Source organism: Candidatus Mycolicibacterium alkanivorans (assembly GCF_022760805.1).
In the GTDB taxonomy this organism is placed as follows: Bacteria; Actinomycetota; Actinomycetes; order Mycobacteriales; family Mycobacteriaceae; genus Mycobacterium; species Mycobacterium alkanivorans.
Genome location: NZ_JAIVFL010000001.1, coordinates 3,204,296 through 3,229,655 on the forward strand (window position 1 = coordinate 3,204,296; position 25,360 = coordinate 3,229,655).

The window sequence follows — 25,360 nt, forward strand, 5'->3', positions numbered from 1 at the left end:
TGGCTGCGCTCATCGCAAAAACTCATTGCAACAGGGAGGTTCATGTGACTGCCCCGACCATCTCGTCAGCCCGCGACGTCGTCGACTGCCTCAAGACCCAGCACGAGACGATCAAGTCGCTGTTCATCGAAACTCTGGACGCCGCCGACGCCGCGACGCGGCAGGACGCATTCACCCGGCTGCGCACGATGTTGGCTGTGCACGAGACGGCCGAGGAGATGGTGGTGCACCCGCGTGTGCGGCGCAAGGTCGACGGAGGCGAGGAGATCATCGACGCCCGGCTAGCCGAGGAACACGGCGCCAAGGTCCTGCTGCGCGACATCGAGAAGTTGCCGATCGACAGCGCCGAGTTCAGCAAGGCGCTCATCCATCTGCAGGCGGCCGTGCTGGAGCATGCCGCGCACGAAGAGGAGCTCGAGTTCACCGCCCTGGAAGCCGCGGTCAGCGGCGACGAGCTGGCCAAGTCGGCCGACGCGGTGGAGGTCGCCGAGCGGATCGCCCCGACGCATCCGCACCCGGGCGTCGAGTCGGGCGTGGCCAACTTCGCCGCGGGCCCGTTCGCGTCCGTGCTGGATCGGGCGCGCGACGCGCTGAGTGGGGTGTTCTCCTCTGACCGCAAGTGAGCACGACGGCGACGGCGGGGCTGCCTTCAACAGCCTCGTCTCGCTGCTCGACTACCCCATGTTCGTCGTCACCACCTCGGCCCCCGAGCGGCTGGCCGGGTGCCTGGTCGGATTCACGTCCCAGACCAGCATCCACCCGCCCCGGTTCCTGGTCGGGTTGTCCCGCAAGAACCACACCTTCACCGTCGCAACGGAAGCCGACCACCTGGCCGTCCACCTGCTCCCTCGCGCCGAACTGCCGATCGCCGAACTCTTCGGTGGGCAGACCGGCGACACCGTCGACAAGTTCGCCCAGTGCGCCTGGCATCGAGGACCCGCGGGCGTGCCGATCCTCGACGCGGCACCGGCCTGGTTCGTCGGCAAGATCATCCGTCGCTTCGATGCCGGTGACCATGTCGGTCACCTCGTCGAACCGGTGGCCGGCCGCGCACCTGATGACCTCGGTGAGCTCATCACCTTCTCCGATGTCCGTGACCTGGAGCCCGGCCACGAAGCATGACCGAACTGCGCACCCTTCCGGCGGGGACCGCCGTCGAGGACTGTGGGTACCGGCCGGCGCCGGTCGGTCTGCGGGCGAACATGATCTTCAGCGCGGACGGCGCCGCGGGCTTCCACGGACGGGCCGGGCCGCTGTCATGCCCGGCGGATCACCAGCTGCTGCTGGCCCTTCGCGCCTACGCCGATGTCGTTCTGGTCGGCGCAGGCACCGCGCGGACCGAGCACTACGGTCCGGTGACGCTGCGGGGGGACCATCGGGCACAACGCGTGGAGCTGGGCATGAGCCCGCAGCCTCCGCCTCTCGCGGTGGTCTCTCAGTCGGGACGGTTACCCGACACGATGTTCGGAACGTCGACCCCGCCGATCCTCGTCACCAGCGCGCAGGCTGCGCGCTCCAGTGCCGAGAAGCGTTGCGAGGTGCTCATTTCCGGTGATGAGGCGGTGGACGTCGCGCAGGCCGTCGCGGAGCTCCGTTCCCGCGGGATGAGGCGTGTGCTGTGCGAGGGCGGCCCGACGCTGCTCGACGAACTGGTGGTCGCCGGGCTGGTCGACGAACTGTGCGTCACCCTGTCTCCCACACTGGCCGGAAACCAACCTCTCGGACGGCCCTCCTCCACCGGGCTCGCCGCACCCACCGGCATGACCCTGGCCCATGTCCTGGTCGACGCCGGCGGTTACGTGTACCTCAAATACGCTCAGCCGGGCAGGGTTTCGCCGCCAATCGGCGCCAGCACCTCGCCGCTGTAAGCGGGGCCGAAACCAGGCGTCTGGGATCACCGCTCGCCCGCCCGCAGACCGATGGGTAGGACGAACCAGAACCCGACGAACAGCAGCAGCGCGCAGGCACCGGCGACGAGCGCCGGAGTCAGACCGGCGACCGCGTAGAAGATGATGACGGTCATACCCGTGACGGCGACTCCCAGCAGCGCCAGGCCCGTGTACGCGCATCGGTGGGCCGCCGACACCAGCGTCGCCAACCGGTGGCGGCGGAACAGCAACCGGTGCATTCCGACCGGCGCGATCAAGAGTGCGGTGGACAGCACCGAAGCGCTCACCGTCGCCAGATACACCATCTGCATGGTGTCGCTGAGAAGGCTGAAGCGCTGCTGGAACGGCAGCGTGAGCAAAAAGCCGGTCAGCAACTGCACGCCGGTCTGCACGACGCGCAGCTCCTGCAGCAGGCTGGCCCAATTCCGGTCCAGCCGTTCGGTTTCGGTCTCTCGGCGTTGGTGCCGATCCCAGTGCTGGTCGTCTTCCGGATGATCTACATCCATCCAACGATCCTCGCACCCGCCGCACTACGACGCACCGCATTTGGCTCGTGCACGCCTGGATATCTCACCTCCACGCGGGGGTAATCGTGTGCATGGAGGCAGCATGAGCAGACTCGCGAGATCGTTGTACACGCCGCTTTCCGTCGCCACCGGCGTCGGCGGCGGCTTGCTGGCCGGCCAGGTCTTCGGCCAGGTCTGGATGCGGATCGGTGAGAACGACCCTGAGCCGCCGGACCCGAAGGACCCTACTCCACGAAATCCGTGATGACCGCGGCGGCAATCCAAGGGCTGATCATGGGGCTCGTGCGGGCCGGGTTGCAGCGCGCCGGGGCGCGCGGCTACCAGGCTGTCACCCACGAGCTTCCGCCCACGTAGCCGTCGCGACGGGACGGATCGCTTCGGCGTTGATGCCGATAGGGTTTCTGGCTTGTCAAGGGTCAGTAACCAAAGGAGCGGGCAACGACGTGCGCAATGTGAGGCTATGGCGTGCGCTGCTGGGTGTCGACAAGCGCACTGTGATCGAAGACATCGAGTTCGAGGAATTCGAAGGCCAGGACGCTGAGGTCGCCGCACTTGGTGGTGGCGCGGGTACGGCCACGCAGCGGCGTCTCACGGCGTTGTGGCCGCAGGGCTCCCTGGCATGACCGCGGTGAGGACCGGCGCCGGTGGCGCGGCCTGGATTGGGGCACGGTGCAGGTGGTTTTGGAGGCCGCCGCGCCGCGGGTGAACTGCCCTGCCCATGGGCCGACGGTGGTGGCGGTGCCGTGGGCGCGTCATCACGCCGGGCACACCTTGGCCTTCGACGACACGTGGCTTGGTTGGCGGTGGCCTGCTCGAAAACCGCGGTGTGTGTGCGGCGTCAGCGCCGCCTGAGACCAGCAGGCAGAATTCGTCACCGCCGGGCCGGGCATCGGTGTCACCGGATCGAACGGCGGTCAGCAGCCGGCTGGCGACGCGGACAGCAGTTCGTCGCCCACGTGATGGCCGAGATTGTCGTTGACCAACTTGAAGTCGTTGAGATCCATCGAGATCACACCGACCGAAACACCTTCGCGCTCAAGCTGTTCCATCGCGTGGTCCAGCCGCTCCGTGAAGCGGGCCCGGTTGGCCAGACCGGTCAGCGGATCCCGCCGCGCCTGCTCGGCCACCGCCGCCACCAACTGCACCAGCGGATAGCGCAGCAACTCGCGGGGATTGGCCGCTGCGGTGATTGCGGCCAGCAGCCACGGTACGTACGGCAGCCAGACGGAGGCCCAACTCGGCAGCTCGGGCACTCCAGGAATATCGCGGCCGGGCCGCCGGCTCGCCATCGCGCCGCCCGCGATGAACAGCAGGCCCGCCGCCCAGCCGATGTCGGGCGCCCCGCCGCTGTGGTATGCGTCTTTCGCGGACAGGTATGCAAACAGGCTGTCGGACAACGCGATACACGCCACACCGATCGTCACCAGAGTCAGCGGCTGGCGGTCACCGGCGCTCGATCGCACCAGGGCCACCGCGGCCGTCGTCAAGACGACGACGTCGGACAGCGGGTAGGCGAGGGCGACGACGAAGGCGACCCGGTCGGTGTCGCCTGCGCTGTAGGGGGGCCCAGTACCATCACCCGGCCGACCAGGAACAACGATGCCGCCACGATCAGTCCGTCGAGGAACGAGCGAGCCCGGAACGGGCCGGCGTCCTTGCCCGGCAGCACCAGCAGACCCACACACGCCGCGACCGGGAACACCAGATAGGCGGCATCGGCCGGCGACGGGAACGGGTTCTTGTGCAAGATCAGCTCGTAGAACGCCCAGATGGCTTGGCCCACTGCCCAGCAGAACAAGCCGACGGTCAGAGCCAGCCACGCCAGGCGTATTCGGCCCCGCTCGGATCGGGCTGCCAGCCCGGTGAGCGCGATGACCGGCACTGTCAAGGCAAGTAGCACGATGTCGGAAACCGCTGCCACCGTGGTGCCGCGCGTGCCTCCCACGACCCACCCGCCGAACGCAACGAAGAAGGCAACGACGGCGCCGGCTACCGAGGCAGCCCTCGGCAATTCAGAGCTCCCTCCCCGCCGGACGGAGCGGTCAGAAATTGGCGGTACAAATATTTTAGCCGCTTGTCGCTGAGAGGGTCGCGATTCGCAACCGCCCGGCGGGGGAAAATGGGCGCTTTACCTGCAGTAAGCCCGACGAGTCAGTTAGGCGCTCCATTCCGGTTCGAGGACGACCGCCACGAATTGCTCGAAGAGCTGGCGTTGTTCGTCCGCCGACTCCGGAAGGTGCAACCCGATCAGGCGGAAGAAGCGAGCGGCAGCCCTGGGGTTGGAACACAGCCACACGTCGAACGCCTCGTCGCGATCCGCTGCGGACGTCAGCGCCCGCGCCCGGCACAAGACCCGATGCTTGCCGGCCTGGACACGCACATGCGGGTCGTGCTCGATGTTTTTGAACCAATCAGCGCGCCGACCCCAGGCCGACACCAGAAAGAACCGGCCCCCTCGTTCTCGGTACTCAAGTGCGGTGGTTCGCGGCCTCCGGCTCGTTCGGCCGACGGTTGTCATGAGCAAGATACCCATCCGCACCTCCGGGGTGATCGGCCATCCGCCCATGAGTCGCCCCATGCCGAGGCGATACGCCGCGACGGGCAGGCGGAATAGCCACCGCCGCAGTGGGTCGGCGGGATAACGCCAGGGGATGGTCATTCCTTGGATGGTCCCATACCCAAAGCGAAGCCCCGACTTTGCTTCCCCAGACGGTGATCGCGCTCACTGAAACTGCCAGTTCTGCGCATCGAAAGTGCTCACCGCGTGGCTCCGCGATTGACGGCGGGCCTCCTTCGATGCTGCTGGTGTTCGGCGCCTGCAGCACCCGTCGAAGGAGGTCGGGTAGGACCATGTTTGCGACTTTCATCGCACGCGGCTTGAGCAAGCTCCGAGAGCGTCACGGGTGTCCTGGTTGCTTCCTGCGTTGACGTGCCCGAAGGCTGCGGTGACGGGAGGCGTGTACAAGACGTGTCGGGCCGGCGTCCGCCGTGCCACCTCGCCCATGGTGGCTGAGGTAGGCGGGCTACGACCCGATTCTGCGATTTTCCGGACTGGCCCGCGCAGGTTAGTTAGGGCAGCCTGGCGACGAGTTCCTCCACGCCGACGCGCGGGCCGGTGAAGAACGGGATCTCCTCGCGGACGTGCCGGCGCGCCTCGGTGGCCCGCAGGTCGCGCATCAGGTCGACGATGCGGTACAGCTCGGGGGCCTCGAACGCCAGGATCCACTCGTAGTCACCCAGGGCGAAGGCCGGCACCGTGTTGGCCCGCACATCCTTGTAGCCGCGCGCGGCCATGCCGTGGTCGGCCAGCATCTTGCGGCGCTCGTCGTCGGGCAGCAGATACCAGTCCAGCGAGCGCACGAAGGGGTAGACGCAGACGTAGTTGCCCGGCTCCTCACCGGCCAGGAACGCCGGGACATGGCTCTTGTTGAACTCCGCCGGCCGGTGCAGCGCGACGGCGCTCCACACCGGCGAGACGGCCCGGCCCAGCGTGGTGGTGCGGCGGAAGTCGCTGTAGAGGGCCTGCAGCGACTCCACCCGTTCGGCGTGGGTCCAGAACATGAAGTCGGCGTCGGCGCGCATCCCGGCCACGTCGTAGATGCCGCGCACCACGACGCCGTTGTCCTCCTGTTGTTTGAGAAAGGTAGCGGTCTCGCCGACGACGGCGGCGCGCGCCTCCTCGTCGTACCCGAGAACGCCCTGCTCGACTGCGAACGCCGAGAACATGACGTAGCGGATGGTCGCGTTGAGCTCGTCGTAGTCAAGTCGTGCCATGGCACCTATGGTGCCATGGCACCTAGCGCTACCGGCGTGCGGTGGCCGCCACCACAGCGGCCGCCGCACGGTCCGCCCCGGCCGCGCAGGCGGGAACCCCGATGCCGTCGATGTAGTTGCCGGCGATCGCCAGACCCGGCGGCAGCCCGGCCCGAAACTCCGCGGCCACCTCGCCGTGGCCGGGGCCGTACTGCGGCATCGCGTCCAGCCAGCGGTGCACCAGAACGTCGACCGGGTCGGCCCGGATGCCGAACACCGTCTCCAGGTCGGTCACCGCCCAGGACTGCAGCTGGGCGTCGGAGGTGACGTGAGCCAGGTCATCGCCGAAGCGCCCGAACGACATCCGCAACAGCTCGGCGTCGCCGCGCGCCCCCCACTTGCGGGTGGACAGGGTGATCGCCTTGGTGTGCAGGCGTTCGCCGCTGGCGACCAGCACGCCGGACCGCGGCGGCAACGGAGTGCCGCCGGGCAGTGCCATCGCCAGCACGGCGGCCGAGGCCACCGGTATCCGCGCGGCCGCCGCGGCGGCCCGCGGCGCGACGTCACCGATGAGCCCGCCCAGCCGCGGTGCCGGAACCGCCACGACGACCGCGTCGGCGCGCCGGTGCGAGCCTTCGTCGTCACGCAACACCCAACCGGCACCGTCGGCGGCGATGTGCTCGATCGCGGTTTGTACCCACAGCAGCCGGCTGCGTCGTACCAGCTCGCCCAGCAGCACTTCGTAGCCGCCCTCGATGGCCCCGAACACCGGACCCCTGGAGCTGGTGGGCAACGCCCGCCGCGCCGCGTCAGTCAGGCTGGTCGCGCCCGCATCGAGCGCGGCGGCCACCGTCGGCGCCGCCGAACGGATGCCGATCGTCGCCGCCGACCCGGCGTACACGCCAGACAGCATCGGATCGACCGAGCGGGCCACCACCTGCTCGCCGAACCGGTCGGCGACCACCGCCCCGACCGCCGGATCCGCACCGGGCTGCCACTGCAACCGGCGGCGGGGCTCGGCCGTCATCTCGGCGATCGTCGCGGCGTCGACCAAGCCGGTCACCGACGCCGCCGACGTGGGGATGCCGTTGACGGTGTCCGGCGGCAGCGGATGGATCCGTCCCTGGCTGTAGATCGTCGGGCGCACGCCGGTGGTGCTGATCTGCCGGCCCGTCAGGCCGAGCTCGGCTAGCAGCGCCGGCATCTCGGGTCTGCGCACCACGAACGCCTCGGCGCCGATGTCGATCGGCTGACCGCCGAGCCGCTCAGTGCGCAGGATGCCGCCGAGCCGGTCGGCCGGGTCGAAAACGGTGATGGTGGCGTCGTCCCCGACGGCCAGGCGGATCCGGTAGGCGGCCACTAGACCCGAAATACCGCCTCCGACAATGCAATACGCTCGGTTCATTCCCCGGCCACTCCCCTCCTGCCCTCCGAAACGCTCACAGCGAATGCACCAGCGCCACCAGATCAGTCAGAACATCAGGGTCGGTCGCGGGCAGCACGCCGTGACCGAGGTTGAAGATGTGGCCCGCGGCGCCGACGTCGACCGCCAGCCGTCCGTCGTCGACCACCGCCCGCGCCGCCTTCTCCACCACCGGCCAGCCGGCCAGTAGAACGACCGGGTCGAGATTGCCCTGCAGCGCCACCCCCGGCCCCACCCGGGCCGCGGCATCGGCCAGCGAGGTGCGCCAGTCGACACCGACCACAGCCGGCGAGCCGTGCCCGCTGACCGCCTCGGCCATCGCGCCGAGTAACTCGGCGGTGCCCACACCGAAGTGGGCCATTGGCACGCGACGGTCGGCCAGCGCGGCGAACACCCGGGTGCTGTGCGGCAGCACGTGGGTGCGGTAGTCGGCGGGCGACAGCGTGCCCGCCCAGGAGTCGAACACCTGGATGGCGTCCACTCCGGCATCCAGCTGCACCTCCAGGAAGGCGATGGTCAAGTCGGTGAGCACACCCATCAGCGCGTGCCAGGTCGCCGGCTCGGCCAGCATCATTGCCTTGGTGCGCTCGTGCAGCTTGCTCGGTCCGCCCTCGACCAGATACGAGGCCAGGGTGAACGGTGCGCCGGCGAAGCCGATCAGAGGAACCTCGCCCAGCTCGCCGACCAGCAGGCCCACCGCGTCGGAGACCGCGCTGACCCGTTGCAGCGAAAGACCTTTCATGGCATCCACGTCGGCCGCGGTGCGGACCGGATGCGCGATCACCGGGCCGACGTCGGGCACGATGTCCAGGTCGATGCCGGCGCCGCGCAGCGGCACGACGATGTCGGAGAACAGGATCGCGGCGTCGACGTGGTGGCGGCGCACCGGCTGCAGGGTGATCTCGCAGATCAGTTCCGGGTCGAAGCAGGCCTGCATCATCGTGTTCTCCGCCCGCAGGGCCCGGTACTCGGGCAGCGACCGGCCGGCCTGCCGCATGAACCAGACCGGGACGCGGCTGGGTTTGCGCCCGGTTGCGGCGGCCAGGAAGGGCGCCTCGGGCAGTGCACGACGCGTATTCATCGCGTCCATGCTGCCACGGCGCAAAGGGCCGGTAACCGCCCGATGGTAGGAATTCGGCGCGCCTGCTCCCCCGGCCCCCCGCAAAGGGCTAGCGTCAATCGACGTGACCACTGCGGAACCGGCGCAATTCCGCGAGGCGGTGGCGGCGATGAATGCCGCGGAGGTGCGCCCGGAGATCGAGCTCGGGCCGATCCGGCCACCTCAGCGCCTCGCGCCGTACAGCTATGCGCTGGGTGCCGAAGTCAAGCATCCGGAGACCGCGATCGTTCCGGAACGGTCCGAGGGTGACGCCTTCGGCCGGCTGATCCTGCTGCACGATCCCGACGGCTCGGAGGCCTGGGACGGCACCATGCGCCTGGTCGCCTACATCCAGGCCGACCTGGACTCCAGCGAGGCCGTCGACCCGCTGCTGCCCGAGGTGGCCTGGAGCTGGTTGATCGACGCCCTGGAGTCCCGCTCCGACCAGGTCACCGCGCTGGGCGGCACCGTCACGGCCACCACGTCGGTGCGCTACGGCGACATCTCCGGGCCGCCCCGCGCCCACCAGCTCGAGATGCGGGCCTCGTGGACGGCGACGTCGCCGGAGTTGGGTGTGCATGTCCAGGCGTTCTGTGAAGTCCTCGAGCACGCCGCCGGACTGCCGCCGGTCGGGGTGATCGATCTGAGTTCCCGCTCGCGCGCCTGACATGGATGAGTTCGACGACGGCGCCCTGGACGAGGCGCCCGAGGCCACCGATGACGAAGCCGCCGAGGCCACCCCGCTTCTGCAGCCCACCGAGGGTGTACCGCCGGTGTCGGTCAGCACCAACGAGATCGCGGCGGCCGCGGACAAACTCGCCTCCGGCACCGGCCCGTTCGCGGTCGACGCCGAGCGGGCGTCGGGTTTCCGGTACTCCAACCGGGCCTACCTGATCCAGATAAGGCGCACCGGGGCGGGCACGGTGCTCATCGACCCGGTGAACCACGGCGGCAGTCCCATCGACGTGCTCAAGCCGGTCGCCGACGTGCTGGCAGAAGACGAGTGGATTCTGCACGCCGCCGACCAGGACCTGCCCTGCCTGGCCGAGGTGGGCCTGCGGCCCCCGTCGCTGTATGACACCGAGCTGGCCGGCCGGCTGGCCGGCTTCGAACGGGTCAACCTCGCCGCGATGGTGCAGCGCCTGCTCGGGCTGGGCCTGGCCAAGGGGCACGGCGCCGCCGACTGGTCCAAGCGCCCGCTGCCGCCGGCCTGGCTGAACTACGCCGCCCTGGACGTCGAGGTGCTGATCGCGTTGCGCGAGTCGGTCGCCGGCGTGCTGGGCCAGCAGGACAAAAGCCATTGGGCTGCTGAGGAATTCGAGTATCTGCGGCGCGCCGAGGCGCAGATCACGCGGCGCGACCGGTGGCGGCGCACCTCGGGCATCCACAAGGTCCGCACCCGCCGGGGGCTGGCCGCGGTGCGCGAGTTGTGGACGGTCCGCGATCAGATCGCGCGGCGCCGGGATATCGCGCCGGGCCGCATCCTGCCGGACTCGGCGATCGTCGCCGCGGCGCTGGCCGACCCCAAGACCGTCGAGGAACTGACCAAGCTGCCGATCTTCGGCGGCACCAAGCAGCGCCGCAGCGCGCAGGTGTGGATGACCGCCCTCGAGGCGGCGCGCACCAATCCCGAGCCGCCCGACACCAACGAACCCCAGAACGGCCCGCCGCCGGCGGTGCGCTGGGCCAAGCGCAAACCCGAGGCCACCGCCCGGCTCGACGCCGCGCGCGCCGCGCTGGCCGAACTGTCGGCGCGCGTCTCCGTGCCGACCGAGAACCTGGTCTCCCCCGATTTGGTGCGCCGGCTGTGCTGGGACTGGGTGGGCGGCGATCAGGCCACCGTGGATGCGTTCCTGCGCGAGGGCGGAGCGCGCTCGTGGCAGCGAAACCTGGTGGTCCCGGTCCTCGCCCAGGCACTCACTACTCCCGGCGAGCAGACGTAAAAGTCCGCGACACGCCGGCAAGCCGGGGACTTTTGCGTCTGCTGGCGAGGGTTAGTCGACCTGCTCGCTGACCGACTCGTCGAGTGAGCCCAGCGCGGCGACCCAGCCGGTCACCTGACGGGCGATGTTCTGCTCGGTGAGACCCACCTCTTCGAGCACTTCGCCGCGCGCGGCGTGGTCCAGGAACTGTTGCGGCACACCGATATCGCGGCACGGCACGTCGATCTCGGCCGCGCGCAGCACCGCCGAGACGGACGACCCGACACCGCCGCGAACACCGTTGTCCTCCACGGTCACGACCAGCTTGTGCGCCTTGGCAAGGGGGTGCAGCGCGGCCGGCACCGGAATCACCCAGCGCGGGTCGACCACCGTCACGCCGATGCCCTGATTGCGCAGCCGCTCGGCCACCCTGAGTGCCATCGAGGTGAACGAGCCCACCGCGACCAGCAGCACGTCGTTGCCGAGCCCGTCAGCGGGACGGGCCAGGACATCCACCCCGGAAACCCGCTCGAGAGCCGGAATGTCGTTACCGACAGCCCCTTTCGGGAACCGGATCGCCGTCGGGCCGTCGTTGACGTCGAGCGCCTCGCCGAGCTCCTCGCGCAGCCGGGCGCCGTCGCGCGGTGCGGCGACCCGGATGCCGGGAACGATGTTGAGCACCGACAGGTCCCACATGCCGTTGTGGCTGGCGCCGTCGTTGCCGGTGACTCCGGCGCGGTCGAGCACCATGGTGACCGGCAGCTTGTGCAGGGCGACGTCCATCATGATCTGGTCGAAGGCCCGGTTGAGGAACGTCGAATAGATCGCCACCACCGGGTGCAGCCCGCCCATGGCCAGGCCGGCCGCCGAGGTCATCGCGTGCTGCTCAGCGATACCGACGTCGAACAGCCGGTCCGGGAAACGCTCGCCGAAGGCCGACAGCCCGGTCGGGCCCGGCATGGCGGCGGTGATCGCGACGATGTCGCGGCGCTTGGCGGCGTAGGCGATCAGCGCGTCGGAGAACACCGACGTCCAGCCCGGCGCCGAGGCCTGCGTCGCCCGCCCGGTCACCGGATCGATCACGCCGGTGGAGTGCATCTGTTCGGCCTCGTCGTTCTCCGCTGGCGGGAAGCCCATGCCCTTGCGGGTGACGACGTGCACGATCACCGGAGCGTTGAAGCCGCGGGCATGCCGCAGCGCGTTCTCCACGGCGTGCTCGTCGTGGCCGTCGATCGGACCGACGTACTTGACCCCCAGATCGGTGAACATGGCCTGCGGCGACAGCGCGTCCTTCAGCCCGGCCTTCACGCTGTGCAGGGCATGGTAGAAGACCTCGCCGAACAGCGGCATGCCCCGCACCGCGGTACGGCCCCGCCCGAGCACCCGCTCGTAGCCGGGCTGCAGCCGCAGGCCGGCCAGGTGATCGGCCAGACCGCCGATGGTGGGTGCGTAGCTGCGGCCGTTGTCGTTGACCACGATGACCACCGGACGGCGGGCCGCCGCGATGTTGTTCAGCGCCTCCCAGCACATGCCGCCGGTCAGGGCGCCGTCGCCGACGACGGCCACGACGTGGCGGTTGCGGTGCCCGGTCAACTCGAAGGCCTTGGCCAGCCCGTCGGCATAGGACAGCGCCGCCGAGGCGTGGCTGGACTCGACCCAGTCGTGTTCACTTTCAGCGCGCGCCGGATAGCCGGACAGGCCGTCCTTCATGCGCAGCGTGTCGAAGTCCGCGCTGCGGCCGGTCAACATCTTGTGCACGTAGGCCTGGTGACCGGTGTCGAAGATGATCGGGTCATGCGGAGAGTCGAAGACGCGGTGCAAAGCCAGCGTCAACTCGACGACTCCGAGATTGGGCCCCAGATGCCCACCGGTGGCAGCGACCTTGTGGATCAGGAACTGGCGAATCTCAGCGGCCAGTTCGGTCAGCTGAGCCTGCGAAAGGTGTTGCAGATCAGCGGGGCCGCGGACCTGTTCAAGCATTGGGCCAGTCTACGCACGGCCGACCGGATCAGTCCCGTCCCGACTCGTAGACATCCGGCACGCCGTCGTGGTCTCGGTCACGTGATTCCAGGATCCACACCGACCGGTAATGACGGTTTCGCAGCCGCAGCACAATGGCCGCTAACAGGGCGGCCAGCAAACTCCCCGTGAGCACCGCGACCTTGACGACATCGTCGCGCGCGGAGCCCGAATCGTAGGCCAAATCGCCGGTCAGCAGGGATACCGTGAACCCGATGCCGGCCAGCATCGACATGCCGAAGACGTCTATCCAGCGCAGTGCAGAGTCGAGGCTGGCGCGGGTGATCGCGGCCAGCACCCAGGTGGTGCCGAACACCCCGATCGTCTTGCCGACCACCAGGCCACCGACTATGCCCAGCGCGATCGGATCGCGCAGCGCTGTCACCAATCCGTCATAGCCCCCGAAGGTGACGCCGGCCGCGAAGAACGCGAACACCGGGACCGCGAACCCGGCCGACACCGGGCGCATCAGGTGCTCGAAATGCTCCGCCAGCCCGGGCCCGGCGTCGGGTCCCCCGGCGGCTTCACTGCGCAGGACCGGCACGGTGAAACCGAGCAACACCCCGGCCACCGTGGCGTGCACCCCCGACTCGTGGACGAACACCCAGGTGAGCGCCGCCAGCGGGATCAGCAGCCAGCACGCCCGGATTCGCCGCTGCACCAGGATCGCGAACAGCGTCAGCGGGATCAGCGCCACCAGCAGCGGCACAACCTTGATCTTCTCGGTGTAGAAGACCGCGATCACGGTGATCGCCAGCAGGTCGTCGACCACCGCCAGCGTCAGCAGGAAGGTGCGCAGCGCCGAGGGCAGATGGGTCGAGATGACGGCCAGCGCGGCCACCGCGAAGGCGATGTCGGTGGCGGTGGGGATCGCCCAGCCACGCACCGCGCCGTCACTGGCGTCGGCCGTGAACGCCACGAAGATCGCCGCGGGCACCACCATGCCGCCGACGGCCGCGGCGATCGGCAGCGCGGCACGCCCCGGGTCACGCAGGTCGCCGGCGACGAATTCGCGCTTGAGTTCGAGTCCGACGACGAAGAAGAAGATCGCCAGCAGCCCGTCGGCCGCCCACCCGCCGAGAGTCAGGTCGAGATGCAGCCCGAACCGGTCGGTGCCGACGTGGAAGCTGGTCAGGTTGTGGTACGACGCCGACCACGCCGAGTTGGCCCAGATCAGTGCGACCGCGGCGGCGAACAGCAGCAGCGCGCCGCCGACGGTCTCCTTGCGCAGGATCGCGGTGATGCGCGAGGTTTCCGACCAGGAGCCGCGGGAGAACAGCGCACGACGCAACAGGGGCTTTCGATCGGCCACGGTTCACCTCGCCATCGACGGGTCACGCTTCGTTGCCGACCAGACTTCCCCCGGCACTCCTTTGGGCGGTGAGTCTACTGGCCGGTGATCCTTCTCACTTCGTCAGCAGCGCGACGCATTCGACGTGGTGGGTCAGCGGAAACGAGTCGAAGACGCGGATCTGCTCGACGGTGTAGCCGGCGCGCTGATACAGCCCGACGTCACGAGAGAACGCCGCGGCCTCGCAGCCGATGTGGACCACCCGGGGCACCCCCGCGGCGGCCAGCAGCTCGACGACCTCGCGTCCGGCCCCCGAGCGCGGGGGGTCGAGCACCGCGACGTCCGCGCCACCACGCTGGGCGCCCAGCACCCGGCGCACCGAGTCGGTGACGACCTCGACCTGCGGCAGGTCTGCCAGTGCGGTGCGCGCCGAACGTGAGGCGGCCCTCGAGGTGTCCACAGTGAGCACCCGTCCGGCCTCGCCCACCACGTCGGCCAGCGCGGCGGCGAACACCCCGGCGCCGCCGTAGAGATCCCATGCGCTGGCAGCACCGCTGCCCGTCGTCCACTCGGTGACCAGCGCGCTGTACGTCGACGCCGCCGCGCGGTGGGCCTGCCAGAAACCGGTCACCGGCACCCGCCACACCCGCTGTGCGACCCGCTGCACGGTGTCGGCGGCGCCCTCCACGAGGCGGGTGCACCGCGGCGCACGGCTGGTCGCCACCACATGGCGCTGGCCGTCGTCGTCGACGACCACGTACACCTGCTCGCCGGAGTGCCACTGCGGGCCGTCGAGCCCGTCGAGCATCCCGGCCGGCAGCTGCCCGCACTGCAGATCGGTGACCAGCTCGGCGCTGTGGTAGCGGTGAAAGCCGGCCCGGCCCTCAGCGTCCACGTCCAGGCGCACCCGGGCGCGCCAGCCCAGGGCGACATCGTCGCCCACGGGTTCGGCGGCGCCCTGCCAGGCGAACTCACCGAGGCGCTCCAGCTGGTTGGCCACCACCTGACCCTTGAGAACCCGGGCGGCGTGCGGCTCGGCGAAGGCCAGGTCGCAACAGCCGGCACCGTCCACACCGGCGATCGGGCACAGCGAATCCACCCGGTCCGGCGACGGCTCGAGGACCTCGAAAGCCTCTGCGTGCCAATAGGATCCACGGTCACCGGTGATACGGACCCGTACCCGCTCCCCCGGCAGCGCATAGCGGACGAAGATCACCCGGCCCTCGTGGCGGGCCACGCAGCTGCCGCCGTTGGCCGCCGCACCAGTGCTGACAACCAGTTCGGCGGGCGCCTCGTCCGTCACTCGAGGAATCCCCGGCGTACATCGCCGGGGGCGTTCTGCATCAAATCGTGCACGCGTTCCGACGAATTCAGTTGCCACGGAACAGAAGTCACCATCACGTTAGGCATGAACAGCAGGCGGGTCTTGAGCCGTAGCGCGCTCTGGTTGTGCAGGATCTGCTCCCACCAGTGACCGACCACGTACTCCGGGATGAACACCGTGACCACCGTGCGTGGGGCTTCCTTGCTGATCCGCTTGACGTAGTCGAGAACCGGCCGGGTGACTTCCCGGTACGGGGAGGCGACGACCTTCAGCGGCACGCTGACGTCGCTGTCCTCCCACTTGTGCACCAGTTCGCGGGTCTCGGCGTCGTCGACGTTGACGGTGATCGCCTCCAGCACGTCGGGCCGGGTGGCCCTGGCGTAGGCCAGCGCCCGCAGCGTGGGCAAGTGCAGCTTGGACACCAGCACCACGGCGTGGTTGCGGCTGGGCAGCACGATCTCGCCCTGCTCGGCCTCCTGGGAGGCCAGTTCCCGCGACACCGTTTCGTAGTGGCGGTGGATCGCCTTCATCAGGACGAACAGGCTCGACATGGCGACGATCGCGATCCAGGCGCCGGCCATGAACTTGGTGACGAGCACGACGATCAGCACCACCCCGGTGGCGATGAAGCCGATGGTGTTGATCACCCGCGAGCGCATCATCCGCCGTCGGGCGGCGGTGTCGGTCTCGGTGCGCAGCAACCGGGTCCAGTGCCGCACCATGCCGATCTGGCTGAGCGTGAACGAGATGAAGACACCCACGATGTAGAGCTGGATGAGCGCGGTGACCTCGGCGCGGAAGGCGACCACGAACGCGATGGCGGCGGCGGCCAAGAACAGGATTCCGTTGGAGAACGCCAGCCGGTCACCGCGGGTGTGCAGCTGGCGCGGCAGGTAGCGGTCCTGGGCCAGGATCGAACCCAGCACCGGGAAGCCGTTGAACGCGGTGTTGGCCGCCAGCACCAAGATGAGCGCGGTAACGCCGGTGACCAGGAACAGCCCGGGCGGGAAGTTGTGGAAGATCGATTCGGCCAGCTGCGCCACCAGCGTCTTCTGCTGATAGCCCGCCGGCGCCCCGATCAGCTGTTCGTCCGGGCGTTCGGCAACCTTGGCGCCGATGTCCAGGGTCAGCACGATCATGCCGATGAACAGGGTGACCGCGATGCCGCCCAGCATGGCCAGCGTCGTCGCGGCGTTCTTCGACTTGGGCTTGCGGAACGCCGGGACCCCGTTGCTGATCGCCTCCACACCGGTCAGCGCCGCACAGCCCGACGAGAACGACCGCGCCACGAGGAACACCAGCGCCAGCCCCATCACGTCGCCGTGCTCGGAGCGCAGGTCGAACCCCGCGGACTCAGCCCGCAGGTGGTGCCCCAGCACGTGGATCTGAATGAAGCCCCACAGCAGCATCAGGAACATGGCGACCATGAAAGCGTAGGTGGGGATGGCGAACGCCGTGCCGGACTCCCGGATACCGCGCAGGTTGGCCGCGGTCAGCAGCACGATCGCGGCCACGGCGAAGGCGACCTTGTGGTGGGCGATGAACGGGACCGCCGAGCCGATGTTCGACATCGCCGAGGCCATCGACACCGCGACCGTCAGCACGTAGTCGACGAGCAGCGCGCTGGCCACCGTCAGGCCCGCGGTGCCGCCGAGGTTCGTGGTGACCACCTCGTAGTCGCCGCCACCGGACGGGTAGGCGTGCACGTTCTGCCGGTAGGACGCGACCACGACGAGCATGACCAGCGCGACTGCCACCCCGATCCAGGGCGCCATCGAGTACGCGGCCAGGCCGGCGACCGAGAGCACCAGGAAGATTTCCTCGGGCGCGTAGGCCACCGAGGACATCGCGTCGGAGGCGAAGACGGGAAGTGCGATCCGCTTGGGCAGCAGCGTGTGGCTCAGCTTGTCGCTGCGGAAGGGCTGTCCCAGGACCAGCCGGCGGGCGGCGGTCGAAAGCTTAGACACGAGTGCCAAGACTAGGCCCACGACGCGTTGGCTGTAGCGTTCCCCATACGGTCGTTGTCCGCGAGCATCGGTCAGCCACTTTTCGGCCCCGGTTCTAGCGGGCAGACGCACGACGTAGCCGAGAGGACTTCAGGTGCGGGTAGTGGTGATGGGGTGCGGCCGGGTGGGCGCCTCGCTGGCCGACGCGCTGTCCCGGATCGGGCATGACGTGGCGATCATCGATCGCGACGCGACCGCCTTCCACCGGTTGTCGGTGGAGTTCTCCGGCGAGCGGGTGCTGGGAATGGGCTTCGACCTGGAAGTGTTGCTGCGCGCGGGGATTCAGCACGCCGACGCCTTCGCCGCGGTGTCCTCCGGCGACAACTCGAACATCATCTCCGCGCGGGTGGCCCGCGAGACCTTCGGCGTACAGCGGGTGGTCGCCCGCATCTACGACGCCAAGCGAGCCGCGGTCTATGAGCGCCTGGGCATCCCGACCGTGGCCACCGTGCCGTGGACCACCGACCGGCTGCTCAACGCGCTCGTCCGCGACACCGAGACCGCCAGATGGCGTGATCCCACCGGCACCGTCGCCGTCGCCGAGGTGTCGTTGCACGAGGGGTGGGTTGGCCATCGGGTAACCGACCTCGAGGAGGCCACCGGGGCGCGGGTGGCCTTCGTCATCCGGTTCGGCACCGGAATCCTGCCCAAGCCCAAGACCGTCGTGCAGGTCGGCGATCAGGTCTATGTCGCGGCGGTGTCCGGGCGGGCCGCCGAGGCGCTGGCGATCGCCGCGCTACCGCCTGGCCCGGACGTCGGAGAGGGGCACTGAGGACATGGGCGAGAAGCGTCTGAAGGTAGCGATCGCCGGGGCCGGTGCGGTCGGGCGGTCGATCGCTCGGGAGCTGCTGGAAAGCGAGCACGAGGTCACCCTGATCGAACGCAACGCCGAGCATCTCGACGTCGACGCCATTCCCGCCGCGCACTGGCGGCTCGGTGACGCCTGCGAGCTGTCGCTGCTGGAGTCGGTGCACCTGGAGGGGTTCGACGTGGTGATCGCCGCCACCGGCGACGACAAGGCCAACGTGGTTCTCTCACTGCTGGCCAAGACGGAGTTCGCGGTCTCGCGGGTCGTGGCCCGGGTGAACGATCCGCGCAACGAGTGGCTATTCGACAGCTCCTGGGGCGTCGACGTCGCGGTGTCCACGCCGCGGATGCTGGCCTCCCTGGTGGAGGAGGCGGTGGCGGTCGGTGATCTGGTGCGCCTCATGCAGTTCCGCCAGGGCCACGCCAACCTGGTCGAGATCACCCTGCCCGACGACACCCCGTGGGGTGGCCGCCCGGTGCGCAAGCTGTCGCTGCCCCGCGACGCCGCACTGGTCACGATCCTGCGCGGTCAGCGGGTCATCGTGCCCGAGGCCGACGAGCCGCTCGAAGGCGGCGACGAGTTGCTGTTCGTGGCGGCACCAGAGGTCGAGGACGAGCTGCGCGCGACGCTGCTGTCAGCGGCGAGAAGCTAGCGGTCAGTACCCGGCCGGCGCCACGTCGGCGTCCGTCTCGGTGTCGTGCGGGTGCGCCCGGTGCACCGCCCGCTGCGCGGTCCGGATGGCCAGATAGGTGACCAGGGCGGCGACGGCGGTCAGCGGCCAGCCCATCGCGATGCGGGCCAGCCCGAGCCAGCCGGTCTGGTTGGCGTCGTAGAGGTGGTGTTGCACCGCGAAGCGGGCGCCGAACACCAGCACCCAGGTCACGGTGGCGAGGTCGAAGGCCAGCACCGCGCGCCGGCTCTTGCGCCATCCGCGGTCGTGCCCGTTGACCCAGCTCCAGACGTAACCCACGACCGGGCGGCGGATGAGAATCGAGATCGCGAACACCGCCGCCCACAGCAGCGAGGTCCAGATGCCGAGCAGGAAGTAGCCCTTCGAGGCTCCGACGAACCAGGCGATCAGCGCGCTGATGCCCACCCCGATGAACCCGGACACGGCGGGCTGCGCGGAGTCGCGGCGGATCAGCCGCCAGAGCAGGATCAGTGCGGCCACTCCCAGTGCGGCGCTGATGGCGGGCACCAAGCCGAAGGCGGTGTTGACCGGGACCAGAACGGCGACGGGCAGAGCCGAGTAGACCAGGCCGCTGATGCCGCCCATCTGGGCCAATAGTGCCTGGGCCGGGGTGTTCCTGGGTTCGTCATCGTCCGCGGGCTCAGGGGTGTCGGCGCCGGCCGCATCACTGACCGATCGGGTCAACGCTGAATCTCGTAGTGCGGGTTGTAGATGGCCTTGTTGCCGTTCTCCAGCGTGCCCAGGCGCCCGCGCACCCGCAGGGTGCGGCCGGATTCGATACCGGGGATACGGCGCTGACCGAGCCAGACCAGGGTCACGCTGTCGGTGCCGTCGAAGAACTCCGCACGTACCCCGCCGGCGCAGCCTTTGGCGTTGGTCTCGACACTGCGCAGGGTTCCGACCATCGTGACTTCCTGGCCGCGCTGACAGTCGACGGCGCGCTGGGCGCCGGTGCTGGCGGCCTCGCCGGTGAGCTCTTCCACGTCGCGCTGCTCAGAGTCCTCCGTCAAGCGACGGGTGATCCGGCGAACAAAACCTTCGGCCGTAGCCATGGCTTCTCCTGATGTTCGATCACACTGCCAACGCAACGGTAGACCTCTTGGTTCCCCGCTGCCACGCGGCATACCCGGAGTCGTCACGGTTGCGCCGATTCAGGGCACGATCTAGCTATGGCGTTCACATTGCGCGGCGTGACGACGGTGCTGCTGCCCGGAACCGGCTCGGACGACGACTACGTCTACCGGGCCTTCGCCGGCCCGCTGCACGAGGCGGGTGCGGTGGTGGTCGCCATCGCACCGCAGCCGGCCAACCTGGTGGCCGGCTACCTGCAGGCGCTCGAGGACGCCTCGCGCGACGGCGCGATCGCGGTCGGCGGGGTGTCCATCGGCGCGGCGGTGGCCGCGGCGTGGGCGCTGGCGCTCCCGGGCCGGGCGGTCGCGGTGCTCGCGGCGCTGCCGCCGTGGACCGGCGAACCGTATTCCGCTCCTGCCGCGCTGGCCGCACGGCGCACCGCAGCACAGCTGCGCACCGAAGGACTGGCGGCCACCATGGCGCAGATGCGGGCGTCGAGCCCGGTCTGGCTGGCCGACGAGCTCGCGCGCAGCTGGCTGCGCCAGTGGCCGGAGCTGCCCGACGCGCTGGAGGAAGCGGCCGGCTACGTCTCGCCGTCGAGTGCGGAACTGGAGCGCCTGAGCGTGCCGATGGGCATCGTCGCGGCCTCCGACGACCCGATCCATCCCGTGGAGGTGGCTTTGGAGTGGATGTCGGCGGCGCCGCGCGCGGCGCTGAGCACGGTCACCCTCGACGAGTTCGGGCCCGAACCAGCCGTGTTGGGCGCGGCCTGTCTGGCGGCGCTTCAGGAAGCCGCGGGCTAGCTAGCCGCCGGTGCTGCTGCTGCTGCGCAGCTGCTGCATGGCCGAACCCGACGCGCTGCGGCGTTCGGTGGGCTGCTGGCCTTGAGCCTGCTGCTGCTGGATCAGCGCCTGCTGGGCGGCGGCCATCTGCGCCTGCTGCGCGGCGGCCTGCCGAAGTTGCTCGGCCATCGGCTCGGGCAGCTGCACCGGCAGCGGGGTGCGCACCGGCAGCGGAGTGTCGCCTCGACGAACAACGGTGTCGGCCACTGCTTCTCGCGCCTCAACCGTCAGACGGTCCATCGACTCGGGCGCACCGTTGACCACGCAGCGAATCATCCAGCGGTAGCCGTCGACGCCGACGAAGCGCACCACACCGGCACCGGTACCGACCACCTCGCGACCCCACGGCCCATCTTCGATGGAGACCTTGGCGTTGTCGTTGCGCAGCGAGTCGGCCAGCTCGCCGGCCACCTCGCGCCACAGTCCGGGCGACTTGGGTGCGGCGTAGGCCGCGATGGTGAACCGCCCATTGGTCGTGACGACCCACACCGCGCTGGGCACGCCGACCTCGTTCATCTCGACCTGGACCTGCCCGGCGGCCGGCATCGGAACCAGCACCGACCCGAGGTCGAGCCGGGCCAGCGCCGCATCGTCCGGATTGTCAAAGTCCTCGATGTCGAAGGGGCCGCCTTCGTCGTCGAGTTCCGGATCCGCCGGCGCGGGCGCCGGCGTCTCGGTGGTCTCGTCACGCTGATCGTCGTTCTTACGTCTGCCGAATGCCATCACAAACTCGCATGTCCGCCGGAGGATCCGTGGCCGCCCTGACCACGGGTGGTGTCAGCCAGCCCAGCCTCGTCGAACGAGGCAACCTCGACCAGCTCTGGAAGTTCGACCCGCTGCACCAGCAGTTGGGCGATGCGGTCGCCGCGCCGGATCACGATCGGCGTGGCGGGGTCGAGGTTGATCAGTGCCACCTTGACCTCGCCGCGGTATCCCGCGTCGATCGTGCCGGGGCTGTTGACGATCGAAAGTCCCACGCGCGCAGCCAAACCGGAGCGCGGGTGGACGAGCCCGACCATACCGTGCGGAATGGCCACGGCGATCCCGGTGCAGACCAGCGCACGCTGGCCGGGGCCCAGTTCGACGTCCTCGGCGCTGCACAGATCGACGCCTGCATCGCCGTCATGAGCGCGGCTGGGCATCGGGAGATCGCGGTCCAAACGAACCACCGCAAGACTGGTGGGCACGATGGCACAGACTACCCTTGGCCTCGTGTCTGGTTCGCGTGTGACCTCGCAAAGCGTGCGGTACCGCGAGCGGCTGTGGGTGCCCTGGTGGTGGTGGCCGCTCGGTCTCGGGGTGGCGACGCTCATCGCCAAGGAAGTCAACATGGGGGTACGGACGCTACCCCCGTGGCTGCCCTATGCGGTGTTGGGCGCGGTGGCTGCCGGAGTGCTGCTGTGGTTGGGCCGAACCGAGGTCCGGGTGATCGCCGACGGTTCCGCGGTCGAGGTGTGGGCCGGGCAGGCGCACCTTCCGGCGTCGGTGGTCAGGCGCTCGGCGGAGATCCCGCGCACAGCCAAGTCGGCAGCGCTGGGCCGTCAGCTCGACCCGGCGGCCTACGTGCTGCACCGGCCATGGGTCGGACCCCTGGTGTTGCTCGTGCTCGACGACCCGGACGATCCGACGCCGTACTGGCTGATCAGTGCTCGACACCCGGAGCGGGTGCTCTCGGCGCTCAGGAGCTGAAGTCCCGCGACGGAAGCTAGGCCGCGCAGTCGGTGCAGATCATCACGCCGTTCTTGTCGCTGGCCAAGCGGCTGCGGTGATGCACCAGGAAGCAGCTCGAACAGGTGAACTCGTCGGCCTGCTTCGGGATCACCCGGACCGACAGTTCCTCGCCGGACAGGTCTGCACCCGGCAACTCGAAGTTCTCACCGGTATCTGATTCGTCGACGTCGACCACTGCCGACTGCGCTTCATTGCGCCGCGCCTTCAGCTCCTCGAGCGAATCTTCGGACACGTCGTCGGTCTCCGTACGCCGTGGGGCGTCGTAGTCGGTAGCCATCGTCTTCCCCTCGTTGCCTCAGCATGGCTTTGTATCAGCGTCGAACGCATCCACCAAACGATTCGTGCCCAGATCGCGGTGCATTGAAGTGTGATTTACCTCACGCATATTGATAAGCGCCGACGGGCGTGTTCCGCCGGCGCCCACGACGTGGTTCTAGAGTGCATCCGTGGTCGCTCAAATTACCGAGGGCACAGCCTTCGACAAGCGTGGTCGCCCGTTCCGCCGCCGCAACTACCTGCCGGGCATCATCGCGGTCGCCGTGCTGTTCGTGATCACCGCTTTGGTGTGGGGAATCGTCCTGACCCGCCCTGTCGACGTCCGCGAGGCGGCCGCCTGCAACGCCCCGCCCACCCCGGCCGATTCCTCGGCCCCGAAACTCGGCGAGCAGGTGTCGCGCTCGACGCTCATCGATGTGGCCCCCGCCAAGCTCGCCGATACCAAGATCCGCGTGCTCAACGCGAGCGGCCAGGGCGGACAGGCCGGTGACGTGGCCGGCGCGCTGCGCGACATCGGGTTCGCCCAGCCCACCGCCGCCAACGACCCGGTCTACGCCAACGCCCGGCTGAACTGTCAGGGTCAGATCCGCTTCGGCGCCAACGGCAGGGCCGGCGCCGCCGCGGTGTGGCTGGTGGCCCCGTGCGTAGAGCTCTACCAGGACGACCGCAAGGACGACACCGTCGATCTGGCCATCGGGACCGACTTCACCACGCTGGCCCACAGCGACGACATCGACGCGGTGCTGGCGGGTCTGCGCCCGGATGCCACCGAGCCGGCGGACTCGGCGTTGATCGCCAAGATCCACAACGGCACCTGCTGAGCCGGCTCATTCCAGCGGGCGCAGCCCCCCGAACTTCTCGAGTGCCTCGATGAGTTGCGTCGCGATGCCCGGCGCTGCCGCGACCAGCAGGCCGGCCCGCCCGTCGTCGACGTCGGGCAGGCGCACCAGCGCACCGGCCTCGGTGGCCACCAGCGCACCCGCCGCCCAGTCCCAGACATGCAGTCCATGCTCGTAGTGGGCATCCAGCCGACCCTCGGCCACCATGCACAGATCCAGTGCCGCCGATCCGATCCGGCGGACATCGCGCACCAGCGGCAGGATGCGGGACAGCAGTGCCGACTGCTCGGCGCGCCGGCGCGGGGCGTAGCCGAAGCCGGTGCCGACCAATGCCATGGCCAGCTCGTCGGCGCCGCTGGAGCGCAGGACCTGGCGCTCACCGTCGCGCAGCACGTGCGCGCCGTGGCCCAGCGCGGCTGAGTAGATGTCGCCGGACACCACGTCGGCGACCGCCCCCGCCACCGACACACCGTCGATCTGGGCGGCCACCGAAATCGCGTAGGCCGGAATGCCGTAGACGAAGTTGACCGTCCCGTCGATGGGATCGACCACCCAGCAGACGCCGCCGTCGGCACCGACCGCCGGCCCGCCGCCCTCCTCGCCGAGGATCGGCTCGCCGGGTCGCAGCGCGTCGAGCCGATCCCGCACCAGCCGTTCGGTCTCGGTGTCGGCGACTGTCACCGGATCGGTCGGGGTGCTCTTGGACCGGACCGAACCGGCGGCGGTCATGCGTCCGTCACCGAAGATCTCGGCGCGGCGGCGGCGCACGAAAGCGGCCGCCTCGGCGGCCAACTGCTCGGCGACGGCACGCAATTGGTCAGGCCGGTTCTCGCTCACCCCGCTATCGCAGCACACCCCGGCGACACGGACACAACGAGCCCCGTACGAACTAGTGTGTGCATCGCGCCGACACACCGCCTCGCCGAGGAGCAGCCATGACCGCAGCCGAGCCAATCGCCGCAGGACAGAACCGAGGATTCGGTGTCGACGTCGGCGGCAGCGGCGTCAAGGGCGGCATCGTCGATCTGGACACCGGCAAGCTCATCGGCGAACGGTTCAAGATGCTCACCCCCCAGCCGGCGACACCGGAGGCGATCGCCAAGACCGTCGCCGAAGTCGTCAGACACTTCGAGTGGACCGGGCCCCTGGGGGTCACCTATCCGGGCGTGGTCGTCAACGGTGTGGCGCAGACCGCCGCCAACGTCGACGAGGCCTGGATCGGGGCCAACGCTTCGGAGATCATCGGCGCCGCACTCGATGGCCAGCAGGTGACGGTGCTCAACGACGCCGACGCAGCGGGGCTCGCCGAGGAGCGCTACGGCGCCGGGCGCACCGAGAGCGGTGTGGTGGTGCTGCTGACGTTCGGGACGGGAATCGGCTCGGCGGTGATCCACAAGGGCGTGCTGCTGCCCAACACCGAGTTCGGCCACTTGGAGGTGGGCGGCAAGGAGGCCGAGCACCGGGCGGCGTCCTCGGTGAAGGAACGCAAGAGCTGGAGCTATGAACGGTGGAGCGAGGAGGTCACCAGGGTGCTCGTCACCATCGAGAACCTGATCTGGCCCGACCTGTTCATCGCCGGGGGCGGCATCAGCCGCAAATCCGAGAAGTGGATCCCGCTTTTGAAGAACCGCACGCCGGTCGTCGCGGCCGAACTGCTCAACGAAGCGGGCATCGTCGGCGCCGCGATGGCGGCATCAGGCGACGTCACGCACTGATTTTTGCCCGCTGAGCGCGGAAGGGCGCCAAGCAGTCGTTACAATGGTCCACGGCGGCCGCCTACCGGATAGCGGCAAGTATCCACCACGAGATCCACGCCGATATTCCTGATAGCCGACGCTTTCGGTCGGGT

General features: G+C 69.4%; 28 protein-coding genes and 2 pseudogenes. 13 read left to right on the forward strand and 17 right to left on the reverse strand.

Annotated elements, in window-relative coordinates; genetic code table 11:
* Nucleotides 1–44 precede the first annotated feature (44 nt).
* The 3 genes from K9U37_RS15680 to K9U37_RS15690 are packed head-to-tail and all read left to right on the forward strand — an operon-like array spanning nt 45 to nt 1,868.
* Nucleotides 45–623, forward strand: a complete 579-nt coding sequence (locus tag K9U37_RS15680) for a hemerythrin domain-containing protein (RefSeq protein ID WP_243072464.1) — start codon at nt 45–47, stop codon at nt 621–623.
* 58 nt (nt 624–681) lie between these two features.
* The gene (locus K9U37_RS15685; RefSeq protein ID WP_243073407.1) at nt 682–1,122 is read left to right on the forward strand and encodes a flavin reductase family protein; all 441 of its coding nucleotides are present in this window, start codon (nt 682–684) and stop codon (nt 1,120–1,122) included.
* The gene (locus tag K9U37_RS15690) at nt 1,119–1,868 is read left to right on the forward strand and encodes a pyrimidine reductase family protein (RefSeq protein ID WP_243072465.1); all 750 of its coding nucleotides are present in this window, start codon (nt 1,119–1,121) and stop codon (nt 1,866–1,868) included. The genes K9U37_RS15685 and K9U37_RS15690 overlap by 4 nt, the downstream gene beginning before the upstream one ends.
* 26 nt (nt 1,869–1,894) lie before the next feature.
* On the opposite strand, the gene K9U37_RS15695 is transcribed toward K9U37_RS15690, so the two are convergent.
* Nucleotides 1,895–2,395: a DUF6328 family protein gene (locus K9U37_RS15695; protein ID WP_243072466.1), complete on the reverse strand. Its 501-nt coding sequence runs from the start codon at nt 2,393–2,395 to the stop codon at nt 1,895–1,897.
* Between the two features lie 103 nt (nt 2,396–2,498).
* On the opposite strand from K9U37_RS15695, the pseudogene K9U37_RS15700 reads away from it, so the two are divergent.
* Nucleotides 2,499–2,770: pseudogene (locus tag K9U37_RS15700) on the forward strand (DUF4235 domain-containing protein).
* 89 nt (nt 2,771–2,859) lie between these two features.
* Nucleotides 2,860–3,285 (forward strand): annotated as a pseudogene (locus K9U37_RS15705) (transposase family protein); the annotation flags it as partial.
* 45 nt (nt 3,286–3,330) lie between these two features.
* On the opposite strand, the gene K9U37_RS15710 reads toward K9U37_RS15705, so the two are convergent.
* The 6 genes from K9U37_RS15710 to hemE all read right to left on the reverse strand — a co-directional run bounded on the left by K9U37_RS15710 (nt 3,331) and on the right by hemE (nt 8,673).
* The gene (locus K9U37_RS15710) at nt 3,331–3,903 is read right to left on the reverse strand and encodes a GGDEF domain-containing protein (protein ID WP_243072467.1); all 573 of its coding nucleotides are present in this window, start codon (nt 3,901–3,903) and stop codon (nt 3,331–3,333) included.
* The gene (locus tag K9U37_RS15715; RefSeq protein WP_243072468.1) at nt 3,900–4,427 is read right to left on the reverse strand and encodes a hypothetical protein; all 528 of its coding nucleotides are present in this window, start codon (nt 4,425–4,427) and stop codon (nt 3,900–3,902) included. The genes K9U37_RS15710 and K9U37_RS15715 overlap by 4 nt, the downstream gene beginning before the upstream one ends.
* A gap of 144 nt (nt 4,428–4,571) precedes the next feature.
* Nucleotides 4,572–5,075, reverse strand: a complete 504-nt coding sequence (locus K9U37_RS15720) for a nitroreductase family deazaflavin-dependent oxidoreductase (RefSeq protein ID WP_243072469.1) — start codon at nt 5,073–5,075, stop codon at nt 4,572–4,574.
* A 410-nt stretch (nt 5,076–5,485) separates the two neighbouring features.
* A complete protein-coding gene (gene hemQ, locus K9U37_RS15725) occupies nt 5,486–6,190 on the reverse strand; it encodes a hydrogen peroxide-dependent heme synthase (protein ID WP_243072470.1) in 705 nt (234 codons plus the stop codon).
* Nucleotides 6,191–6,218: 28 nt separating this feature from the next.
* Nucleotides 6,219–7,574, reverse strand: coding sequence for a protoporphyrinogen oxidase (locus K9U37_RS15730; RefSeq protein ID WP_243072471.1), 1,356 nt, complete (start codon nt 7,572–7,574; stop codon nt 6,219–6,221).
* Nucleotides 7,575–7,608: 34 nt separating this feature from the next.
* Complete coding sequence (gene hemE, locus K9U37_RS15735) at nt 7,609–8,673, reverse strand: uroporphyrinogen decarboxylase (RefSeq protein WP_243072472.1); 1,065 nt, start codon at nt 8,671–8,673, stop codon at nt 7,609–7,611.
* A 148-nt stretch (nt 8,674–8,821) separates the two neighbouring features.
* Between hemE and K9U37_RS15740 the strand changes: the two genes are divergently transcribed.
* Nucleotides 8,822–9,358, forward strand: a complete 537-nt coding sequence (locus K9U37_RS15740) for a DUF3000 domain-containing protein (RefSeq protein WP_243073408.1) — start codon at nt 8,822–8,824, stop codon at nt 9,356–9,358.
* 1 nt (nt 9,359) lies between these two features.
* A complete protein-coding gene (locus K9U37_RS15745) occupies nt 9,360–10,634 on the forward strand; it encodes a ribonuclease D (protein WP_243072473.1) in 1,275 nt (424 codons plus the stop codon).
* 51 nt (nt 10,635–10,685) lie between these two features.
* Here K9U37_RS15745 and dxs read toward each other — a convergent pair whose 3' ends face one another.
* From dxs to K9U37_RS15765, 4 genes are all read right to left on the reverse strand, one after another.
* Nucleotides 10,686–12,593: a 1-deoxy-D-xylulose-5-phosphate synthase gene (gene dxs / locus K9U37_RS15750; protein WP_243072474.1), complete on the reverse strand. Its 1,908-nt coding sequence runs from the start codon at nt 12,591–12,593 to the stop codon at nt 10,686–10,688.
* Nucleotides 12,594–12,621: 28 nt separating this feature from the next.
* On the reverse strand, nt 12,622–13,944 hold the full coding sequence (gene nhaA / locus K9U37_RS15755) for a Na+/H+ antiporter NhaA (RefSeq protein ID WP_243072475.1): 1,323 nt from the start codon (nt 13,942–13,944) through the stop codon (nt 12,622–12,624).
* Between the two features lie 94 nt (nt 13,945–14,038).
* Nucleotides 14,039–15,235 (reverse strand): class I SAM-dependent RNA methyltransferase, encoded by a 1,197-nt coding sequence (locus K9U37_RS15760; RefSeq protein ID WP_372489577.1) that lies wholly within the window; start codon nt 15,233–15,235, stop codon nt 14,039–14,041.
* On the reverse strand, nt 15,223–17,223 hold the full coding sequence (locus tag K9U37_RS15765) for an APC family permease (RefSeq protein WP_243072477.1): 2,001 nt from the start codon (nt 17,221–17,223) through the stop codon (nt 15,223–15,225). Before K9U37_RS15765 ends, K9U37_RS15760 begins: the two co-directional genes overlap by 13 nt.
* 124 nt (nt 17,224–17,347) lie before the next feature.
* Between K9U37_RS15765 and K9U37_RS15770 the strand changes: the two genes are divergently transcribed.
* Both K9U37_RS15770 and K9U37_RS15775 read left to right on the forward strand, forming a co-directional pair.
* The gene (locus tag K9U37_RS15770; RefSeq protein ID WP_243072478.1) at nt 17,348–18,025 is read left to right on the forward strand and encodes a potassium channel family protein; all 678 of its coding nucleotides are present in this window, start codon (nt 17,348–17,350) and stop codon (nt 18,023–18,025) included.
* A gap of 19 nt (nt 18,026–18,044) precedes the next feature.
* The gene (locus K9U37_RS15775) at nt 18,045–18,713 is read left to right on the forward strand and encodes a potassium channel family protein (protein WP_243073409.1); all 669 of its coding nucleotides are present in this window, start codon (nt 18,045–18,047) and stop codon (nt 18,711–18,713) included.
* Between the two features lie 3 nt (nt 18,714–18,716).
* Here the strand turns inward: K9U37_RS15775 and K9U37_RS15780 are convergent, their stop codons facing one another.
* Both K9U37_RS15780 and K9U37_RS15785 read right to left on the reverse strand, forming a co-directional pair.
* Nucleotides 18,717–19,346 carry a DUF3159 domain-containing protein gene (locus K9U37_RS15780; RefSeq protein ID WP_243073410.1) on the reverse strand — a complete coding sequence of 210 codons (630 nt, stop codon included), beginning with the start codon at nt 19,344–19,346 and terminating at the stop codon, nt 18,717–18,719.
* 86 nt (nt 19,347–19,432) lie between these two features.
* On the reverse strand, nt 19,433–19,804 hold the full coding sequence (locus tag K9U37_RS15785) for an OB-fold nucleic acid binding domain-containing protein (protein ID WP_243072479.1): 372 nt from the start codon (nt 19,802–19,804) through the stop codon (nt 19,433–19,435).
* A gap of 117 nt (nt 19,805–19,921) precedes the next feature.
* Between K9U37_RS15785 and K9U37_RS15790 the strand changes: the two genes are divergently transcribed.
* On the forward strand, nt 19,922–20,626 hold the full coding sequence (locus K9U37_RS15790) for an alpha/beta fold hydrolase (protein ID WP_243072480.1): 705 nt from the start codon (nt 19,922–19,924) through the stop codon (nt 20,624–20,626).
* Here K9U37_RS15790 and K9U37_RS15795 read toward each other — a convergent pair whose 3' ends face one another.
* Together K9U37_RS15795 and dut are read right to left on the reverse strand one after the other, a co-directional pair.
* Entirely contained in the window at nt 20,627–21,388 is a 762-nt protein-coding gene (locus tag K9U37_RS15795; protein ID WP_243072481.1) for a DUF3710 domain-containing protein, read from the reverse strand. It lies immediately after the preceding gene.
* Nucleotides 21,388–21,852, reverse strand: a complete 465-nt coding sequence (gene dut, locus K9U37_RS15800; RefSeq protein ID WP_243072482.1) for a dUTP diphosphatase — start codon at nt 21,850–21,852, stop codon at nt 21,388–21,390. The genes K9U37_RS15795 and dut overlap by 1 nt, the downstream gene beginning before the upstream one ends.
* A gap of 25 nt (nt 21,853–21,877) precedes the next feature.
* On the opposite strand from dut, the gene K9U37_RS15805 reads away from it, so the two are divergent.
* Nucleotides 21,878–22,354 (forward strand): DUF3093 domain-containing protein, encoded by a 477-nt coding sequence (locus K9U37_RS15805; protein WP_243072483.1) that lies wholly within the window; start codon nt 21,878–21,880, stop codon nt 22,352–22,354.
* A gap of 16 nt (nt 22,355–22,370) precedes the next feature.
* On the opposite strand, the gene K9U37_RS15810 is transcribed toward K9U37_RS15805, so the two are convergent.
* Nucleotides 22,371–22,673, reverse strand: coding sequence for a DUF4193 domain-containing protein (locus K9U37_RS15810; RefSeq protein WP_243072484.1), 303 nt, complete (start codon nt 22,671–22,673; stop codon nt 22,371–22,373).
* A 169-nt stretch (nt 22,674–22,842) separates the two neighbouring features.
* On the opposite strand from K9U37_RS15810, the gene cei reads away from it, so the two are divergent.
* On the forward strand, nt 22,843–23,493 hold the full coding sequence (gene cei / locus K9U37_RS15815) for an envelope integrity protein Cei (RefSeq protein WP_243072485.1): 651 nt from the start codon (nt 22,843–22,845) through the stop codon (nt 23,491–23,493).
* Nucleotides 23,494–23,499: 6 nt separating this feature from the next.
* Here cei and K9U37_RS15820 read toward each other — a convergent pair whose 3' ends face one another.
* Complete coding sequence (locus tag K9U37_RS15820) at nt 23,500–24,348, reverse strand: inositol monophosphatase family protein (RefSeq protein ID WP_243072486.1); 849 nt, start codon at nt 24,346–24,348, stop codon at nt 23,500–23,502.
* Nucleotides 24,349–24,446: 98 nt separating this feature from the next.
* Between K9U37_RS15820 and ppgK the strand changes: the two genes are divergently transcribed.
* Nucleotides 24,447–25,226 (forward strand): polyphosphate--glucose phosphotransferase, encoded by a 780-nt coding sequence (gene ppgK / locus K9U37_RS15825; protein WP_243072487.1) that lies wholly within the window; start codon nt 24,447–24,449, stop codon nt 25,224–25,226.
* Nucleotides 25,227–25,360 lie beyond the last annotated feature (134 nt).

Bases quoted from the DNA above. Each gene is read 5' to 3' on its own strand.
- K9U37_RS15790 (WP_243072480.1), top strand. From the start codon at position 19,922: ATGGCGTTCACATTGCGCGGCGTGACGACGGTGCTGCTGCCCGGAACC.
- K9U37_RS15745 (WP_243072473.1), top strand. From the start codon at position 9,360: ATGGATGAGTTCGACGACGGCGCCCTGGACGAGGCGCCCGAGGCCACC.
- K9U37_RS15685 (WP_243073407.1), top strand. From the start codon at position 682: ATGTTCGTCGTCACCACCTCGGCCCCCGAGCGGCTGGCCGGGTGCCTG.
- ppgK (WP_243072487.1), top strand. From the start codon at position 24,447: ATGACCGCAGCCGAGCCAATCGCCGCAGGACAGAACCGAGGATTCGGT.
- K9U37_RS15795 (WP_243072481.1), bottom strand. From the start codon at position 21,388: ATGGCATTCGGCAGACGTAAGAACGACGATCAGCGTGACGAGACCACC.
- K9U37_RS15720 (WP_243072469.1), bottom strand. From the start codon at position 5,075: ATGACCATCCCCTGGCGTTATCCCGCCGACCCACTGCGGCGGTGGCTA.
- K9U37_RS15695 (WP_243072466.1), bottom strand. From the start codon at position 2,395: ATGGATGTAGATCATCCGGAAGACGACCAGCACTGGGATCGGCACCAA.
- K9U37_RS15730 (WP_243072471.1), bottom strand. From the start codon at position 7,574: ATGAACCGAGCGTATTGCATTGTCGGAGGCGGTATTTCGGGTCTAGTG.
- hemQ (WP_243072470.1), bottom strand. From the start codon at position 6,190: ATGGCACGACTTGACTACGACGAGCTCAACGCGACCATCCGCTACGTC.
- hemE (WP_243072472.1), bottom strand. From the start codon at position 8,673: ATGAATACGCGTCGTGCACTGCCCGAGGCGCCCTTCCTGGCCGCCGCA.
- K9U37_RS15690 (WP_243072465.1), top strand. From the start codon at position 1,119: ATGACCGAACTGCGCACCCTTCCGGCGGGGACCGCCGTCGAGGACTGT.
- K9U37_RS15785 (WP_243072479.1), bottom strand. From the start codon at position 19,804: ATGGCTACGGCCGAAGGTTTTGTTCGCCGGATCACCCGTCGCTTGACG.
- dxs (WP_243072474.1), bottom strand. From the start codon at position 12,593: ATGCTTGAACAGGTCCGCGGCCCCGCTGATCTGCAACACCTTTCGCAG.
- K9U37_RS15740 (WP_243073408.1), top strand. From the start codon at position 8,822: ATGAATGCCGCGGAGGTGCGCCCGGAGATCGAGCTCGGGCCGATCCGG.
- K9U37_RS15810 (WP_243072484.1), bottom strand. From the start codon at position 22,673: ATGGCTACCGACTACGACGCCCCACGGCGTACGGAGACCGACGACGTG.